Raw genomic sequence first — 17,551 nt, 5'->3', positions numbered from 1 at the left:
CTTTCATTGAATAGTGTACACTATTATACCCTTTGCACTAAGGGGATTTCTGTCAATCTGTTGAATTTTTCAATTCGTGGGTCAAAATGATTTTTGCCGTATCGTACACACGTTGCTCGATGATGCCCCCTTCATACAACTCGTCGAGTTCCATCATCATCAGTGAGATTTCAGCATCCCGCTCCCCGATGTAAATAATGGTCCCGAACGACTTTAAAAACTGTTGGACATCATAAAAGTTTTTCATGCTTCTTCCTCCATCGTTGACAAGACATAACGATTTAACAATTCTCTTGTCGCTTCCATAGACGTCACATGTGTCCGTTCATAACTATGGCTTGACTCAATTCCAGGACCGATCAAGGCATGCTTCACATCGTAGCCTGCACGGATCGCAGCCGACGCATCCGAGCCATAATAAGGATAGATATCCACTTTATATGCGATGTCATGTGCCTTACATAATGAAGTAAACTTACGGCGCAAGCTAATATCATATGGTCCAGATGAATCTTTGGCACAAATCGAAACCGTATATTCATCTGAATGTTGGCCATCTCCGAGCGCCCCCATATCGACGGCAATGTATTCCACAACATTTTCAGGAATGCCGGCATTTCCCCCGAATCCGACTTCTTCATAATTCGAGATTAAGAAGTGGACCGTATGTGGCAACTCATCATTAACCAAATCTTTAGCTAGGTCTAACAAGATGGCTACAGAAGCCTTGTCGTCCAAATGACGAGATTTGATGTATCCGGAAGACGTCACCTTGAATCGTGGATCGAATGACACAAAGTCACCGATTTCAATTCCAAGTGCCGTCACATCTTCACGTGAATGGACTTTCTCATCCAATCGAACTTCAATGTTTGAAGCAGAGCGTTCTGCAGAGTTCGTGTCTTTATACACATGAACGCTCGACTGATGGATGAGGATGGTTCCTTCGATCGCCTCCCCTTCCTCGCGATGAATGAGACAGTTTTCTCCTTCGATCGCCGTCCAAGCGTATCCACCCACTTGCGTGAGTCGTAAGCGTCCGCTCGGCAAGATGTCCTTGACCATCGCCCCAAGGGTATCGACGTGCGCCGTCAAAAGACGCGCCTCATCCGAACGTCCTGGGAACGTTGCGAGCAACGCTCCTTTATGTAAACGAGACGTCTTCACACCGAGTGTTTGGAGTTCATTTTCTGCAAATCCGATCGCCTCCTCCGTCATACCAGACGGACTCGGGATTTCAACTAATGTTTTCAGTGTTTCTATCATCATATTCTCCCCTTACCAAGATCCATACCCGTACAGTAGACCAAATAACGTGGCCGTGAGCACAGAAAATAAGATGCGTTGTGTTCGATTTTCCTCATCAGGCAATCCGACGACACCAGAGACGACGAATCCACCTAGTAAACCACCCGCGTGTGCAAAATGATCCAAGTTCGCACCCAATACGAACGCGAGTCCTACATTTAATCCTAACATAATAAAGAGCGGAGGTCCGAGTGTCTTCATAAAGAGCGAACGATCTCGCAGTCCAAAATAGAGTAAGGCACCGACCAGACCAAATAAGGCTCCTGATGCCCCCGCTGAAATGGATTCACTGAACGCGTACGATGCTGTCGTCGCTAAAATCCCACCGACCACGTAGATGATGAGAAAGCGGAGAGAGCCGTACATTCGTTCAACGAGCGGACCAAGTGACCAGAGCGCAAACATGTTGATGGCAAAATGGAACCATCCGATATGCAGAAACATTGGCGTAATTAACCGCCACCATTCCCCTTCTTCGATGAGCGGGTTCACTTTCGCACCGAATGCGATCAACGTGTTCGGGTCGAATGTCGAACCGACCGATTCAGCTAGCCACATGACTAAAAACGTGATGAACATCAAGCCGTAAACTACTTGCGGTTTACCAAAGGAGAATCGTTTCTTTAACTCCGCTTTCTTCTTTCGATCCATTGCGACCGCGAGCAGTCGAAAACGGTCGTCCTCCATCGTAGGTGTACAAATCGAGCGAGATAATGTCACTCTCGCTGGAATCGGGAACGTCATGGAGTCGACCCGCTCTTCATCAACGAGACGGTCACCATATATGTGAATCGTCAAACGCTTTCGTCCAATACGAGACAGACGAAAGGCGCTCAAAATTGCGTTAATGTCAGTACCGACATGATTCGCCCATGCTTTTTCAGTTTGAACGTATAAGTCATAGCGATCACCTGCTTTCGTATCAAACAAGATGACTGCACGGGACGGTTCTAATATCCCTTCGATTCGTCCACCGTTCTCGACCGCTTGATAAATGTCTTCCCAGAAGCAAGTCGCCAACAAAATCCCTCCTCTCTCATTCTATTGTAAATCACGTTGTACCTCACGACAAAGTCGTGGCTTGCCTCAAACGTACAAAAACCCGCAACCTTTACGGCTACGGGTCACTCATATATCACAATTACAAGACAGGTTCCATCGTTTTCATAAGGACGTTCGCAGAATGTTGCATTTTTTGATGTTCTTCTTCTGACAACTCAATCTCAACGACCTCACGCACGCCCTGACGGTTGATGATGGCCGGTACCCCGATATGAATATCGTGTAAACCGTATTCCCCATCAAGATGAGCACCGACTGTCAGCAACGTGTTCTCATTACGAAGGACCGCTTTGACCAAACGGAGTAATCCGAGTCCAATGGCATAGTATGTCGCACCTTTACGTTCGATGATGTGATAAGCCGCATCACGTACGTTCACATATATGTCTTCGAGGTCTTGCCAGTTGTATTCATCATGCTCTTCGAGCAACTGCTCAACAGACTTTCCATAGATACGAGCATTACTCCAAGCAGCAAACTCAGTGTCACCGTGCTCACCCATGATATAGGCATGACAGTTGCGTGGGTCGACATTGAAATAGTCGCCAAGCATGTAACGTAAACGCGACGTGTCGAGTACAGTTCCTGAGCCGAAGACGCGATGTTTAGGTAGTCCTGAATACTTCCAAGCCAAATGTGTCATAATGTCGACCGGGTTTGAGGCGATAATGATGATGCCATCAAAACCAGAATCCATAATATCTGAAATCATCGATTTCATGATCTTCGCATTTTTTTCGACAAGGTCAAGACGAGTCTCACCTGGACGTTGCGGTGCACCTGCAGTAATGACGACGATGTCTGCTACACCACAATCTGCGTAATCCCCTGCCCATACACGCATCGGTGAAGACGCGAACGAGACGCCGTGGTTCAAGTCCATCGCTTCCCCTTCTGCTTTTGCCTTGTTGATGTCAATGATGACGAGTTCTTCACAAAGGCTTGCTGTCGTTAACTGGTACGCAAAGCTCGCTCCAACTGCCCCTGCCCCTACAAGTGCGACGCGCGTTACTTTAGCATGATTTAATGTTTCCATATTGATTCTCCACCCTTCGATCAATCTGTTTCATGTTTTTGTTATCTCTGTTACAACAAGATTGTAACATCATTCACAAACCCTAACTACAGTGGAAACCGTTTTCACTTTGGCGATATTGTGACAACATTCACATTCATTTGAAACATCTTCATTTTCTGTACTACCCTCATCCGAACACCAAAAAACAAATAGACGCCGCTCCAAGAACGGATAAAAAATTGACTGCATCATTCCCTAGCACACGCCACCCTGACACATATGTTGTAGGAACTTGATGATGAACTTTCTTTTCCGTCAGCTTTCCACAAACCGTACAACGAAACTTCCGTTGAACCGTCGCCCCGAGCAATGTATCGATGACGCTCCCACTCAGTCCGATTCCCCAAAGCGCCAACAGTAATGCCATATCCAATTCGACAAACAGGAGGGAAGAGCAAACAATCACGAATGCGCCTACAATCGACATGACCGTCCCAAATGTTGAAACGGCACCGCTCGTTCCCGGCTCAACTTCTCTAAACGTGAACATGAAACGCGGTTTACGTTTTGCGAGGACACCGAATTCAGATCCCCACGTGTCACTCGTCGCTGCCGCAATAGCCACGATGTACATATAAAGATAGACGAGGTCATCTGTCAGTAAGTAACCGAGGGCACAGAGAATCCCTACTCCACCGTTTGCTAATACTTGAATGGCGTCGCGCGCTCCCGTTTTTTCGACAATGTCATCTACATTTTTTTTATCACGAGATCGATATTTCGATGCAAGTGAAGACGTCGAGAAGAATACACCAAGTAAATAGAGGCCGAACCACCCAAACGATAACCCGATCAATACCCCCGTCACCACTGTCAAGACGGCTCCCGAGAGCGTCAAGGAGTGCAACCGATACCCGAGAAAGGCGACGATACAAGTTACAACAAATATGGCGAACATTGAATCATCTCCTTTTCTGTCACAATCCACTGAACAGGTAGATCATGTGGTTCAGTCGGCACTTGATCGACCAATTGAACGGAGTACGCTAATGAAACCGTCTCCCCTTCATATGTACGTAAAAATCGGTCATAGTATCCTCCACCCCAACCGATTCGATATCCAGACCGGTCAAATACCCTTCCCGGCACAAGACAGAGGTCGATGCTTTTCGTCGTCGGCGGGGTCGTCGGCTCCAAAATATTCATGACGCCCGTCTCAAGGTCATCTACTGAATGAATAATATGAAACGTTAACCCCTGCTCCGTTACTTTCGGGACGCACACCGTTTTTCCTGCTTCAAACGCTTCATGAATGATTGGCGATGTATTAATTTCAAGCGGAAGTGACGAGGTCACGGCAATCGTCTGGCTTTCTTTCCATATCTCTGTTGCGAACAACTTCTGATGGATGACTTGGTCAACTTGTTGGCGATTGTTCATTTGTTTAATGTACTGATGGACAGTTCGTCTTAACGCTGCTTTGTCTTCGGCGATTGTTCATTTGTTTAATGTACTGATGGACAGTTCGTCTTAACGCTGCTTTGTCTTCCACAACGCATTCCTCCTTACAAAAAAAGCCGCCACATATGTGACGGCCGGTCCCTCATTACTTCACTTCGCGGTAAAGCGTGTGACGACGGAGACGTGGGTTGTATTTGCGCAACTCGAGGCGCTCTGGGTTGTTACGTTTGTTTTTCTTCGTGATGTACGTGCGATCGCCTGTTTCTGTGCAAGCTAATGTAATTTTAACGCGCATTTCTTTCACTCCCATCTTAATGATGTTGTATCAAGTGCTTTTGCTTTACAGTCTAAGCATACTCAATTATCCTACCAAGTTTCTTATGAAAAAGCAAGGTTATTTCACGTTCTTTTTCATTGATTCCTGTCCGTATGGAGAAGATTCAAGAGGTAGGCATGTGTTGACATTCTCGCTTACTTTATACCATTGTTTCAGGTCATTCATCGAGAGCTCTTCGCCGACATAGACGTACTCCGCTGACGAGAACACACTGTTTTCAATACGATGGATTGCATCGAATAAACCACCGTGCCCGTGCGGGTTCCGTGTCGCTTCAAAGGACAACATAGTTGAGTATAACGGAAGCGCAAGTGATTGCGCAAGTTCTCTTGCAGCAGGAATCGTCATCCAATCAAAATGATGAATCACTTTGAATGATACCCGTTTCGAAAGTTCATGAACGAGTTTGACATACGCAATATTTTGCGTGGCAACCTGATTCATGACGTGCTCTAAAAATGGACTCGTCGGACGGACTCGATACACATGAACGTTTCCGTGTCGTTCGTATTCCGGTAACTCATCGTGATACGGCGTCAGCACATAGACGGTTTCTCCCTCATTTGCTCTCGCCTCCACTTCCTCGACGACACGTTGACCAAGTCCACCGACGATATGACCGTGATATTCGGGTGTCAGCATAAGAATTGCTGACTCTTCTGCATCTCGTTCAGTCGTCACGTAATAGTCGTGCGGGGAGAGGAATGAATCGACATCAAGGTCTTCGTCTTGAAGGAATGGATACGCCGCATAATGATCATCGAGCAACTTGTTCGAGACAGTGCCTTGATAAAGCGCCGTTTCAAGTTCTGCGAAGAGACGTGTATGCTCCCTGAAGCGTTCAGCCGCATACTGTGCTGTCGTTTGCCCATCTAAGATAAACGCCCAGTCACTCGATACAGCCAACACATAATGGCGAATCAATTGCTTTAACGCACGATTCGTCAAATCCGATTGATTACGATAATCTGCTACGTCTTTGACGAGTTGCATCTCCATCATGTGCAGGTGACGGAGCATCCATTCATTTCGTTCATTGATCCAAACTTCACCGTAGCCTTTTCGTCCCCATGTGTTCATGGAAACATGGACGGTTTGTAAATCTTTGAAGTGACGCTCAAGGAAGATTGCTGGCGTGATCGTTTCGATTCCAAATTCTTCGAGCCGCTCTGCGACTTTCCCAAGAAATTCAGGACCTTCAAACCACCAGTGACCAAACAATTCCGCGTCAAACGGTGCTGTGACCAAGAACGGTGGGAACGTTTGTCCGCCATGTGCCTCCAGGTGCCCTTCTAACGTTTGAGCGAAGTCTGTCGCATGGTTCTCGATTTGATGTTCAGCCCACTCACGTACATAAAAGTCTTTTTGATCGGTGTCACCTGTGATGCGGTGCATTTTTAATCCTGTGTCGAATCGAATGCCTTCCGGATGCATGAACGATTGAATGTAGTCCCAATCTCGGTCGTAGGCCAAATCTCGATAAAACTCTCGATAGTCAGGGTGACCTGGATATCCAATCATCGAACTCCAGATTTTACCCGAGATGATTTGGTCTCGTGGGAACAATGCGACACCGTGTGGAGAATAGACCGGAGCACCAATGCCTTTTTCAGGAGTCGGGTCCGCATCGAGCAATGCATGTTCATCGACAAAGGTGTATCGAATTCCTTCCTCGTAGAGAATTCGGTCCACGCCTGGTGTATACGCACACTCTGGCAACCAAATCCCTGTCGGACGGAACCCGTAGTGACGTTCGAAACAGTTGAGACCTGTCCGAATTTCAGCCCGTGCCGCCTGCTCCGTGAAGAGATGTGGGTTGAAGCCGTGGGTCGCCGTACAAGTCACCATGTCAATATATCCCGCTTCACGATATGTACGGAACGCTTCATTCAAGTTTTTATTCCAATGAAGGAACGTATTTTTCAAGTCGTGATAACGCTGTTCATAGAAATGTAGCGTCGACGTCTCCTCATCCGTTCTTCCCTCTGAGAGTTCTAACGCAATCAATTCGAGCATCTCATCGATGTGCTCGACATATCGGTCTTGGATGAGCGGGTCAGCGAGCATTTCTACCACTGGTGGCGAAATACTGACTGTCCAATGCAATGGCCGCTTCAAGCGGTCAACTTGCCAAAGGATTGGAATATATGTTTCTGAGATGGCTTCATATACCCATCTTTCTTCTAATCGGTGCTTCTCTTCATGCCTAACGTACGGTAAATGAGCATGAAGGACGAGTGAAAAGTATCCTGGTTTCATGTAAAAATGTCCTCCTTAACGTACGTGACGGTATGCCGCATATTTTGGTAATGTATCTAACAACTCAGGAGAATCTACTTCCCCGTACTGCCAACGTCTCACAGGTTCCGCAAAACGTCCGATGCCGGCTGGTTCTGCACGCGGTGTATCAAGCGGTGCTGATGCCACGATTGGTAAAAATTCTCCCTCCATCGTGCGTATCCCGAATTCGAACACATATGTCGTATTCGGATCGAGAGGACGAACGAACCAACTATTCGTCATTTCAGGTAGGTCGAACGTATATGAACGATTTGCATGACCGCTCGCATAATCCAATAAGGTCACGTCTAAAATACGGAATGCTTTCGGTAGCTCTTCCCATCGTCTCATAAACTGAAGCTCTAACGTCTCTTTGACCAAATCAGACACTTCCCAGCACACATAAACCGAGTTCGGTGATTGTACGACTGCATGTAAAAAGTCTACGTTGTATCGGTCTGGCAACTGCCAGTATCCTTCTGGTCCTTTCGCAAGAAGTGGCGATACGTTCACATCACTCGTTTCTTTCGCTGTGGCAACTTGTTTACGCGAAGTGGCTCCTGGTGCTTTCGCTTTCGCTTTAGCTTTCTTGTTGCTCTTTTGTTTCACAGGGACAACTTCCTCCAACTCTTGTTGCTGATTTCTCCATTTGCGCCATGCGTATTGGACTTTGCCAATCGGGACGTCTAGTTCTGCCGCAATCTGTTTCAACGTAAGTCCTTGTTGCTTCAAGGATACGATTTTCTCTTCCATCTCTGTATGGCTCCCTTCATGTAAAAATCCATGTAGACTAGTATTCGCTCATTCTTTATGAATTCCTGCCCAAAAAAATAAAGAACAACAGCACTGTTGTTCTTTACCACTAATCTTATTGATTCAAATCATAATGTTTCCCTTTTTCAAGGAAAATTAAATGTTCTCCGAAGTTTGTCACGTGATCGCCCATCCGCTCGAGATATCTAGCGATGTTTGAGAACTCGTATACATCGTTCGTCCCGACCGTCATTGCCGGAAGGGAACCGATGTATTGTTTAATCACCGTTAGATTGATTTCATCAATTACACGGTCCATTTCATTGAGTTCACGGACACGACTCACTTCCCCTTTACGATACGCACGTGTCGCCAACTCGAGCATGTCAATCAACTGTTCAGCCATCTGCTTGAGTGGTTGAATGTCATGTAAATAAGGAACATGTTCAATTCGCGTCACAGCTTTGGCGATGTTCGTCGCGTAATCCGCAATGCGTTCTAAGTCTGTCGCCGATTTCATCGTCACAATCAGACGACGTAAGTCAGTCGCAACTGGCTGTTGCTTTGCAATCAATAAAATCGCTTCGTCGTTGATTGCTAACTCTAAATCATCAAGTTCGTTATCGTTGTCGATTACCGTTTTTGCTAATTCAAGATCGTGTTTTTCTAACACTTCAATTGCCGTCGCCGTTTGTCGCATCGTCAAGTTTGCTAAACGAACTACTTTATCTTCTAATTCAGTTAATTTCGTATCAAAAAATGTGCGATTTTGTGCCATCAATCTAGTCTCCTCCTTAACCGAAACGGCCAGAAATATAGTCTTCCGTCCGTTTGTCAGATGGATTCGAGAAAATCTTATCTGTTACATCGAACTCGACAACTTCTCCATTTAAGAAGAAGGCCGTTTTATCCGAAACACGGGCAGCTTGTTGCATGTTATGCGTGACGATGATGATCGAGTATTGCTCTTTCAACTCTTGAACGAGTTCTTCCACTTTCAGGGTTGAAATCGGGTCAAGGGCAGATGTCGGTTCATCCATCAAGATGACGTCAGGTTCGATTGCTAGCGTACGAGCGATACAGAGACGTTGCTGCTGTCCACCAGAAAGTCCGTATGCGTTTTCGTTCAGACGATCTTTCACTTCATCCCAAATGGCAGCGCCACGAAGTGAGCGCTCGACAATCTCATCGAGTACTTTTTTATTTTTGATGCCATGCGTACGAGGACCGTACGCTACGTTATCATATACTGATTTCGGGAACGGGTTTGGTTGTTGGAATACCATTCCGACCGATGTACGTAAATCTTCTACTTTATATCCACGGTCGAAGATGTTCCGACCATGATACAAGATTTCACCATTCGTCCGAACAGATGGTACGAGTTCTACCATGCGATTCAACGTTTTAATGAATGTTGATTTCCCGCACCCAGATGGTCCGATGATGGCCGTAACTTCATTCTTTTTAATATCGAGGTTGACGTCAATCAAAGCTTGATCTTCGCCGTACCATAGGTTCAAATTGTTGACGACATAAGCGCTATCTTTTTTCATCTCAGTAGTTGTCGGTTTTGTCGTTGTTGTGTTCACGTTTTGATCTCCTTTATTGAGCTCTTGTTGTTTCATCATCTCGAGCTTCCTCCTCATTCATCTGCAAGAACGACTTAATGTCGGTTCGTATATTTGTTTCGGATGTAAATCGCTACAGAGTTCATCGCAATGAGCATTGTCATGAGTACGATGATTCCTGCCGCGGCCAAGTTTTGGAATTCTGCTTGCGGTCGGCTCGTCCAGTTATAGATCTGGATTGGGAGCGCCGTAAAGTCAGAGAAAATACTGCTTGGTGTTGTTGAAATAAATGTTGCTGCGCCGACCATGATCAACGGTGCTGTTTCACCGATTGCACGTGAGACGGCGAGGATAATACCAGTAATGATCCCTGGCAACGCTGACGGCAAGACGACATTGAACGTGGTCTGCCACTTTGAAGCTCCTAGTGCTAATGAAGCGTGTCTTAACTCCATTTTGACTGCCCGTAATGCTTCTTGTGAGGCTACGATGACAATCGGTAAACTCATGAGACCGAGTGTTAACGCACCTGCTATAACCGAGTTGCCTAATTCCATGACTCGGACGAATATCGTTAGACCTAGCAATCCGAAAACGATTGAAGGGACACCAGCCAAATTCGAAATATTAACTTCAATAAATGAAGTCATTCGATTTTTTGGAGCATACTCTTCTAGGTAGATGGCTGCACCGACACCGATGACGAACACCATTGGTACAATCAATAACATCAACCATAATGATCCAATCAATGCAGGATATAGACCAGCATCTTCAGGACGACGTGACGGGAAGTTGCGTAAGAAATCAAGGTCGACCCATCCCGCCCCTTTTGAGACGATGTCATAGATCAATGTTGATAAAACCAGAAGGGCAAAGACAAGTCCTGCTAAAAAGACGTATTTGAAAATTTCATTCAGTTGTAAGCGGCGTTTGATTCGTTCAGACACCGTCTCACGATCCATCAGGTTCTTCGTATTCTTGAACTCACTGTTCGGTAAAGCCATATTAGTACTCCTCTCTGAAGCGGCGCGTCACCCAGTTTGCGAGCAAGTTCATCAACAGAGTGAAGACGAACAACAACGCACCGACCGCATAGATACTGTAATATTCGATTGTGCCGTAACCAGCGTCACCTTTTGCGATTTGAACAATATATGCTGTCATCGTCTGAATCGCATTGAGCGGATTGAACTCGAAGTTCGGTTGCGATCCACCCGCAATCGTTACAATCATCGTTTCCCCAATCGCACGGCTCATTCCGAGAACGATTGAAGCAATGATTCCAGACGTCGCTGCCGGCATAACGACCTTCGTCGCCACTTCAAGGCGTGTTGCACCTAGACCGAGCGCACCATCTCGAATTTTCTTCGGTACCGCACTCATCGCATCCTCAGAAATCGAAGCGATCATCGGAATAATCATGATCCCGACGACAATACCAGGACTAAGCGCATTGTAAATTTGAAGTCCTGGAATCAACGCTTGCAAAATCGGTGTGATGAATGACAACGCGAAGAAACCGAATACGATGGTCGGTACACCTGCCAACACTTCTAAGATCGGCTTTAATACACGACGCGCTCGCTCCGAAGCGTACTCACTCAAATAAATCGCAGACGCCAGTCCAAGCGGTACGGCAACGATCATCGCAATTACAGTAATTTGGAGTGTTCCCATCACAAGTGCCCATACCCCGAAGCGCTGGTCTGCACTAAGCGGGTACCATTCTGTCGACCCTAAAAATTCAGCGACAGGCACTCGTTCAAAGAACTTGAATAGCTCAAAGCCAAGTGTGAACGCAATACCGATTGTCGTGACGACCGATACGAATGCGCTCAAGAATAATAAGAACGGCATGATTTTATCAAACACGTTCGTCGTACTATATTTCTTTTGTTTATTTTGTTGAATCATCTCTCGAATCGAGAGCTCTTTGTTTGGTTCATTCATCTCGTGTATCGCTCCCTACCTCTTCATACTAGAAAGCATGGCGAGAAGGTGAGAGTTACCCTCACCTTCTGCCACGTATCATTTTATTCTCCAGCGATTTCGTCGATCATCTTCGCGTTTTCATCGTAACGCGCTTGTTCCATACCGACATATCCTACTTCTTCAGCAAGCGCACCTGCGTTTTCGTTCATGAAGCGTGCGAAATCAGCTACTTGCTCTTTATCTTTCAACGAAGCGTTGTTGACATATGTGAAGATTTCACGTGAGAGCGGGTAAGACAAATCATTGATTGTTTCCGGAGTTGGCTCTACACCTTCGACTGCCATGGCACGTAATGTATCTTGGTTTTCGATGTAGTATGCGTATCCGAAGAATCCGATTGCGCCTTCCGTTCCTGCTACACCTGTGACGAGGACGTTGTCGTCTTCTGACAATTGTGCGTCTTCACGAATGTCTGTATCGTCGAGAACAGCTTCATTGAAGAAGTCGAATGTACCTGAGTCTTTACCAGGCGCGAAGAATGAGATCTCTTCATCTGGCCAGTCCGAGCGAACGTCTTTCCACGTTTTCACGCTTGTATCTGTCCACATTTTATTCAATTCTTCAATTGTGATATCTTGTGCCCAATCGTTTGCTGGGTTCACAACGAGTGAAAGACCATCAAGTGCGACTGAGAGTTGTGTAAATTCCACACCATTTTTCTCAGCTTCAGCTGCTTCTTCTTCTTTGATTTCACGTGATGCGTTCGAGAAGTCTGTCTCTCCCGTCACGAAGCGTTTGAAGCCACCACCCGTACCAGAGACACCGACTGTCACTTCAACTTCTGGTTGTTCAGCTGAATATTCTTCTGCGACTGCTTCCATGATTGGGAATACAGTTGATGATCCGTCCATGACGACTTTTCCTGATAGCGCATCGCCTTCAGCAGCGCCACTTCCTTCTTCATTGTTCCCACAGGCTGCACCTACGAGTGCGACCGAAGTGATTGAAGCGAGTAAAGCTGATTTTTTCATCCAAGACATTTGTGACGTCCTCCTTGAGTTTGCTTTGATTTTTGTTGTGGATCTGTTGTTCTGTCCTACAATTAATATCCTAATGAACTTCTATTAACGAGAAATAAACGGAACGTAAAAGAATTGTAAAGACAAAAAAGAAGCCACCAAAGTGACTCCTTTCATTGAAGCATTGCATTCACATCTTCTAAGTTAAAGTAAGCTTTCATAATATCGTGCGCGACACGTGTATTGATTCCTTCTGCCTCAAGTCCAGGCATGATGATCGCCCATGCGATTTCAGGATCGTCGAATGGCGCCCAACCGACGTGGTTCGAGTTAAGCGTCTTGATTGGTTCCCCTTTCGCGTTCCGTTTCGCCTGACCGTCTGCACCTTCAGCAATTGCCTGTGCCGTTCCGGTCTTACCTGCCGCAGTCATTCCTGTCTGTTGCAAAATCCGAGATGAACCCGATGCAGATTCAACCCCTTGGCGATATCCTTCTCGAACCCGCTCGATATACTTATCTTGAATATCCACTTTATTCAACGCGTTCGGTTGGAACGTGCTGACGACTTGTTTCTTATTTTCATCGAGCGAACCTGGCTCAATGATTTCTTTTAATAAATGCGGCTGAATGCGATAACCGCCATTCGCTAACGTGGACGTATATTGAGCCAATTGGATCGGCGTGTACGAGATATACTGTCCAATCGACATATCCATGAGGAGCGTGACACGGTCGGGAACGCTACGGAATCCAATCGACTCGAACGGTAAATCTATTCCCGTCTCGATTCCGAGACCGAACTGTTTATAGTAATGTTCCATCGTTTCAAACGCTTGTGTGACGTTTTCCCCGACAATTTGTCCAGTCGAATAATAGTCAGCCAAACGTAACGCAATCTGGAACATATAGATGTTTGACGACATCGCGAGTGCATCTAAATCGTTAATGTTCCCCATGTTTCGGTAAGAGGCTTTGGTAGACGATCCGATTTTAATCGGCGCATCATAAATATATTCTCCTGGCTCGACGACACCTTCTTCAAATCCATAAGCGACCGTCGCCCCTTTGATGGTTGACCCAATTTGACTGGCACGGAGCACAGTCCCCGTCGAAACATCTTTGAACTCGTTCGTCTCTAAATCAAGCTCTTGCCCTGACAAAGCGAGGAGTTCACCCGTCTGTGGGTTCATGACGACAGCGAATGCGCGGTCAAAATGAGGACTTCCCGAACGTCCGGCCCGAATCGCCTTCTTCAAAATCTCGTCGACTTCTTTTTGGAATTCGATATCAGTCGACAATACGATATCTTTACCCGGGTTCCCGCTCACGCGAGTCGGTTCCCCGACCGGTTCACCTTTATACGTCGTGAACACATCGTATGCAGGCGTTCCGCGAAGGACGTCTTCATATTGTTGCTCCAAGTAGGACGTCCCGACACGGTCGTTCAGTCCATATCCTTTCGCCTGATATGAAGCTCGTTGTTCTGCCGGGATTTGACGATAGCTTCCTAAGAAACTCTTGAACGTCTCATCGAACGGATAGTCCCGTTGATAGTATGGCTCAACGCTAACACCTGGCAACATTTCTAAGTTTTCTTCAATGACTGCCATCTCTTTCGGGCTTGCGCCGATTTTGATGACTTGTGGGTCGAGCGCATAGCCGCTCTCCATATTATGTTTGATCGCGATGATTTCTTCTGTCGCATCATCGAACGTGATCTCTTCTTCTGTGATGGAGTCGAGTAGGAGCCGGTCTACATCTTGGTTGGACAAGGCAGCCCGCTCATCTTCCGGTAACTCCTCCAACAATGCTTGTGTACGTTCTTGTGCGAGTTCTGGATTTGTTGCAATCCAGTAATCTTTACGGTCTCGTTCCGTCATTTTGCGATCTTCTTTCGGAATATCGACGATTTCTGACAACTTTTTGGCGACATCTAAGCGTTCATCCGCTTTCGTCACCTGCGAACGACGGTACATGATCGAGTAGTTTGAAATCGTATCCGCGAGCACTTGACCGTTACGGTCATAAATCTTCCCTCGCGGTACCTCGTATTTAATCTTACTTGACTCAGTTTTTTGTACTTCACGTGCAATCAATTCCCCATTCACGATTTGAACGACGCCTAATCGAAAGATTAAGGTCGCAAATAGAACGAAGACGATGAAAAATAACAAATTTAAACGTAACGGTAAGTGGTTTCGCCGTTTCTTCGGCACTTTCACACGATTTTTTGCCAAGTCCGTTATCTCCTTCCACAATCGATTCCTTCTATAGTATAGCGTACACGGTCATCTACTATTTTGTCCGTTTTTCACTATATCATAATTTGTTTACAAATTAATGAAAGACACAAAAAAACCCGAGACTCTATGGAGAATCTCGGGACAAACGACTTATTTTGCGTCAGCGTACAATTTCGCAACATAATCCCAGTCGATGACGTGGAAGAATGCATTGATGTAGTCAGGACGACGGTTTTGGTAGTTCAAGTAGTAAGCGTGCTCCCAAACGTCAAGTCCGAGGATTGGCGTAACGCCTTCCATGATTGGTGAATCTTGGTTTGGTGTAGACGTCACTTCAAGTTTGCCGTTCTTCACGACGAGCCATGCCCATCCTGAACCGAAACGAGTAGTTGCAGCTTTTGTGAACTCGTCTTTGAATGCATCAAAGCTACCGAACGACTCGTCGATTGCAGCAGCGAGATTGCCAGAAGGTGTCCCGTTCTCATTTTTCTTCAAAAGTTTCCAGAAGAACGAGTGGTTCCAGTGGCCGCCACCATTGTTACGGACAGCAGTTTGAATGTCAGCAGGAAGCGAATCGATTTTTTGAAGCAAGTCTTCGAGTGAAGAGTACTCCACGTCTTTTCCTTCGAGTGCATTGTTTACGTTTGTGACGTAAGTGTTGTGGTGTTTCGTGTGGTGGATTTCCATCGTGCGTGCGTCAATGTGTGGTTCGAGTGCATCATATGCGTAATCAAGTTGTGGTAATTCAAATTTAGCCATTACTAAAATCCCCCTTAAAAGTGTTTTGAACAACGTTCGTTATAAATGTAACAGATTTGTGACGGTCGACTCAATTGTAATGCTTCACTCTACATCTTCTTCTGGTAACGCCCAGACTGAAATAGACCCCGCCGCCACTTTAAATACCCCAAATCCTTCATCATCAATCTCAATTTTATCTTCACGTGTATTCGTCAAATCAACCCATGTCTCACCAGCTCGCTCTTCCCCTACAAACATTTTCTTTTCAGCCTCGTCCGAAGTTGAGATGAGAACGGCACATCCTGAGCGCTCGATCTCCTCCACACCTTTGCGTACCCAGCCGATAACGTTTGCATCATCAAAGTAATCATCCTGTTCCCCATAAGCCTTTTCCCGACGAGCATATAGAAGTGTGTCAATGGCGAGTTTCATCCCATCAGTCGGGTGGGGACCGTCGATGCCGTAGTAATCCCCGTAGAAGACACATGGATAGCCATCTTTACGAAGCAAGACGAGACCGTATGCGATTTGTTTGAACCAATCTTTTACCCACGACTCAAGCGCCTCTTCCGGTTGCGAATCGTGATTGTCTACAAATGTCACTGAATGGAGCGGGTGTGACTGAACGAGCGTATCATCAAAAATGGTACGCATATCGAATGCGGTCCCTTCTTCTGACGCCTGATGTAATTTATAGTGAAGCGGAACATCGAATAGATCGACGTGGTAATCGATGTTATCAAGAAATTCACGGCACGCGTTAAGATCAGACTTCCAAAACTCTCCAACTAAATAGAATTGATCACCTTTCTCTTCCCGCATCGTCTGACTAAACTCTTTCACGAAGTCATAGTTGATGTGTTTGATCGCATCCAATCGGAAGCCGTCGCATTTCGTTTCCTCAATGAACCATTTCCCCCAGTTCAATACTTCTTCCCGAACATCAGGATGATGATAGTCAATGTTCGCAAACATCAAATAGTCATAGACACCGAATTCATCATCAACATTATCGTTCCATTTCTTATTCTCTCCAACTATAAAGAAAATACCAGAACGATCTGTCGCCGCATCATAATCCGTTCCGTTAAAATGTGTGAAGTCCCATTTAAATGTAGAATACTTCCCATCACGAGCTTCATAATCAAACTTTGTCCATCCTTCGATTTCAAAAGGCTCCTCTGAAAGGATTTTCGTACGATCGTTTGGGTCCACTTCGAGCACTTCAAACTTCTCGGTCGCATCTGCTCCTGCTTTATGGTTCATGACGACATCCATATAAATTTGCATCCCTAGTTCTTGCTGACAATAGGTTGTCGCTTCAAGAAGTTCTTTTTTCGTCCCGTATTTTGTGGCAATCGACCCTTTTTGATCGAACTCACCTAAGTCATATAAGTCATAGATGCCATAGCCTGTGTCTTCACCGCTTTGTCCTTTTGTGACGGGTGGTAACCAAAACGCAGTGATTCCAGCTTTATTTAAATCTTCCGCTCTCTCTTTTAACCGCTTCCAATGTTTTTGATCCGCTTCGATATGCCATTCAAAAAACTGCATCATGGTGTGATTTCGTTCCATTTTGTCCGCCTCATTTCATATTTTTCAAAAAACAAAATGCTAACGACTATTTACCCACGAATTTTAGATTGAAAACAAAAAAACAACTTTCACAAAATGAAAGTTGTTTCAAATGGACCCTGTAGGACTTGAACCTACGACCGGACGGTTATGAGCCGTCTGCTCTAACCAGCTGAGCTAAGGGTCCTTATAAGTAGCGGCGGAGGGAGTCGAACCCACGACCTCACGGGTATGAACCGTACGCTCTA

At 45.8% G+C, this 17,551-nt stretch carries 17 protein-coding genes and 1 tRNA gene; all 18 read right to left on the bottom strand.

Annotated features, from left to right (window positions below):
* Positions 1-52: 52 nt before the first annotated feature.
* Entirely contained in the window at positions 53-247 is a 195-nt protein-coding gene (locus ON063_RS08190; RefSeq protein WP_012726602.1) for a YqgQ family protein, read from the bottom strand.
* Complete coding sequence (locus tag ON063_RS08185) at positions 244-1,266, bottom strand: M42 family metallopeptidase (RefSeq protein WP_271304613.1); 1,023 nt, start codon at positions 1,264-1,266, stop codon at positions 244-246. The genes ON063_RS08190 and ON063_RS08185 overlap by 4 nt, the downstream gene beginning before the upstream one ends.
* A gap of 12 nt (positions 1,267-1,278) precedes the next feature.
* The gene (locus ON063_RS08180; protein WP_274664798.1) at positions 1,279-2,328 is read right to left on the bottom strand and encodes a rhomboid family intramembrane serine protease; all 1,050 of its coding nucleotides are present in this window, start codon (positions 2,326-2,328) and stop codon (positions 1,279-1,281) included.
* 121 nt (positions 2,329-2,449) lie between these two features.
* Positions 2,450-3,406 (bottom strand): L-lactate dehydrogenase, encoded by a 957-nt coding sequence (locus ON063_RS08175; RefSeq protein ID WP_074033328.1) that lies wholly within the window; start codon positions 3,404-3,406, stop codon positions 2,450-2,452.
* A 169-nt stretch (positions 3,407-3,575) separates the two neighbouring features.
* Positions 3,576-4,346 carry a DUF92 domain-containing protein gene (locus ON063_RS08170; protein WP_274664797.1) on the bottom strand — a complete coding sequence of 257 codons (771 nt, stop codon included), beginning with the start codon at positions 4,344-4,346 and terminating at the stop codon, positions 3,576-3,578.
* The gene (locus ON063_RS08165; RefSeq protein ID WP_274664815.1) at positions 4,325-4,882 is read right to left on the bottom strand and encodes a 5-formyltetrahydrofolate cyclo-ligase; all 558 of its coding nucleotides are present in this window, start codon (positions 4,880-4,882) and stop codon (positions 4,325-4,327) included. Before ON063_RS08165 ends, ON063_RS08170 begins: the two co-directional genes overlap by 22 nt.
* Before the next feature lie 112 nt (positions 4,883-4,994).
* On the bottom strand, positions 4,995-5,159 hold the full coding sequence (gene rpmG, locus ON063_RS08160; protein WP_255313299.1) for a 50S ribosomal protein L33: 165 nt from the start codon (positions 5,157-5,159) through the stop codon (positions 4,995-4,997).
* A gap of 84 nt (positions 5,160-5,243) precedes the next feature.
* On the bottom strand, positions 5,244-7,445 hold the full coding sequence (locus tag ON063_RS08155; protein WP_274664796.1) for a 1,4-alpha-glucan branching protein domain-containing protein: 2,202 nt from the start codon (positions 7,443-7,445) through the stop codon (positions 5,244-5,246).
* Positions 7,446-7,460: 15 nt separating this feature from the next.
* Positions 7,461-8,219 (bottom strand): DUF4912 domain-containing protein, encoded by a 759-nt coding sequence (locus ON063_RS08150; RefSeq protein WP_274664795.1) that lies wholly within the window; start codon positions 8,217-8,219, stop codon positions 7,461-7,463.
* Between the two features lie 115 nt (positions 8,220-8,334).
* Positions 8,335-8,997: a phosphate signaling complex protein PhoU gene (gene phoU, locus ON063_RS08145; protein WP_274664794.1), complete on the bottom strand. Its 663-nt coding sequence runs from the start codon at positions 8,995-8,997 to the stop codon at positions 8,335-8,337.
* A 16-nt stretch (positions 8,998-9,013) separates the two neighbouring features.
* Positions 9,014-9,775 carry a phosphate ABC transporter ATP-binding protein PstB gene (gene pstB / locus ON063_RS08140; protein ID WP_224862754.1) on the bottom strand — a complete coding sequence of 254 codons (762 nt, stop codon included), beginning with the start codon at positions 9,773-9,775 and terminating at the stop codon, positions 9,014-9,016.
* Between the two features lie 110 nt (positions 9,776-9,885).
* Positions 9,886-10,797: a phosphate ABC transporter permease PstA gene (pstA, locus tag ON063_RS08135; protein WP_274664793.1), complete on the bottom strand. Its 912-nt coding sequence runs from the start codon at positions 10,795-10,797 to the stop codon at positions 9,886-9,888.
* A 1-nt stretch (position 10,798) separates the two neighbouring features.
* Positions 10,799-11,743, bottom strand: coding sequence for a phosphate ABC transporter permease subunit PstC (gene pstC / locus ON063_RS08130; protein ID WP_274664792.1), 945 nt, complete (start codon positions 11,741-11,743; stop codon positions 10,799-10,801).
* 83 nt (positions 11,744-11,826) lie between these two features.
* The gene (locus ON063_RS08125) at positions 11,827-12,765 is read right to left on the bottom strand and encodes a PstS family phosphate ABC transporter substrate-binding protein (RefSeq protein ID WP_074033336.1); all 939 of its coding nucleotides are present in this window, start codon (positions 12,763-12,765) and stop codon (positions 11,827-11,829) included.
* 152 nt (positions 12,766-12,917) lie between these two features.
* Positions 12,918-14,981 (bottom strand): peptidoglycan D,D-transpeptidase FtsI family protein, encoded by a 2,064-nt coding sequence (locus ON063_RS08120; RefSeq protein ID WP_274664791.1) that lies wholly within the window; start codon positions 14,979-14,981, stop codon positions 12,918-12,920.
* A gap of 156 nt (positions 14,982-15,137) precedes the next feature.
* Positions 15,138-15,746, bottom strand: coding sequence for a superoxide dismutase (locus ON063_RS08115; RefSeq protein ID WP_274664790.1), 609 nt, complete (start codon positions 15,744-15,746; stop codon positions 15,138-15,140).
* An 84-nt stretch (positions 15,747-15,830) separates the two neighbouring features.
* Entirely contained in the window at positions 15,831-17,303 is a 1,473-nt protein-coding gene (locus tag ON063_RS08110; RefSeq protein ID WP_274664789.1) for an alpha-amylase, read from the bottom strand.
* 113 nt (positions 17,304-17,416) lie between these two features.
* Positions 17,417-17,490: transfer RNA gene (locus tag ON063_RS08105), tRNA-Ile, on the bottom strand.
* Between the last annotated feature and the right edge of the window lie 61 nt (positions 17,491-17,551).

This window comes from Exiguobacterium sp. B2(2022), assembly GCF_028823655.1.
GTDB classification, from domain to species: Bacteria; Bacillota; Bacilli; order Exiguobacteriales; family Exiguobacteriaceae; genus Exiguobacterium; species Exiguobacterium aestuarii_A.
The sequence above is the reverse complement of the archived record's forward strand: the minus strand, read 5'-3'. Positions and strand labels throughout refer to the sequence as shown.

What these genes read in the sequence shown, in the direction of transcription:
- ON063_RS08190 (WP_012726602.1), bottom strand. Translation starts at nt 247, where the DNA reads ATGAAAAACTTTTATGATGTCCAACAGTTTTTAAAGTCGTTCGGGACC.
- ON063_RS08185 (WP_271304613.1), bottom strand. Translation starts at nt 1,266, where the DNA reads ATGATAGAAACACTGAAAACATTAGTTGAAATCCCGAGTCCGTCTGGT.
- ON063_RS08175 (WP_074033328.1), bottom strand. Translation starts at nt 3,406, where the DNA reads ATGGAAACATTAAATCATGCTAAAGTAACGCGCGTCGCACTTGTAGGG.
- ON063_RS08170 (WP_274664797.1), bottom strand. Translation starts at nt 4,346, where the DNA reads ATGTTCGCCATATTTGTTGTAACTTGTATCGTCGCCTTTCTCGGGTAT.
- rpmG (WP_255313299.1), bottom strand. Translation starts at nt 5,159, where the DNA reads ATGGGAGTGAAAGAAATGCGCGTTAAAATTACATTAGCTTGCACAGAA.
- ON063_RS08155 (WP_274664796.1), bottom strand. Translation starts at nt 7,445, where the DNA reads ATGAAACCAGGATACTTTTCACTCGTCCTTCATGCTCATTTACCGTAC.
- ON063_RS08150 (WP_274664795.1), bottom strand. Translation starts at nt 8,219, where the DNA reads ATGGAAGAGAAAATCGTATCCTTGAAGCAACAAGGACTTACGTTGAAA.
- phoU (WP_274664794.1), bottom strand. Translation starts at nt 8,997, where the DNA reads ATGGCACAAAATCGCACATTTTTTGATACGAAATTAACTGAATTAGAA.
- pstB (WP_224862754.1), bottom strand. Translation starts at nt 9,775, where the DNA reads ATGAAAAAAGATAGCGCTTATGTCGTCAACAATTTGAACCTATGGTAC.
- pstA (WP_274664793.1), bottom strand. Translation starts at nt 10,797, where the DNA reads ATGGCTTTACCGAACAGTGAGTTCAAGAATACGAAGAACCTGATGGAT.
- pstC (WP_274664792.1), bottom strand. Translation starts at nt 11,743, where the DNA reads ATGAATGAACCAAACAAAGAGCTCTCGATTCGAGAGATGATTCAACAA.
- ON063_RS08125 (WP_074033336.1), bottom strand. Translation starts at nt 12,765, where the DNA reads ATGTCTTGGATGAAAAAATCAGCTTTACTCGCTTCAATCACTTCGGTC.
- ON063_RS08115 (WP_274664790.1), bottom strand. Translation starts at nt 15,746, where the DNA reads ATGGCTAAATTTGAATTACCACAACTTGATTACGCATATGATGCACTC.
- ON063_RS08110 (WP_274664789.1), bottom strand. Translation starts at nt 17,303, where the DNA reads ATGGAACGAAATCACACCATGATGCAGTTTTTTGAATGGCATATCGAA.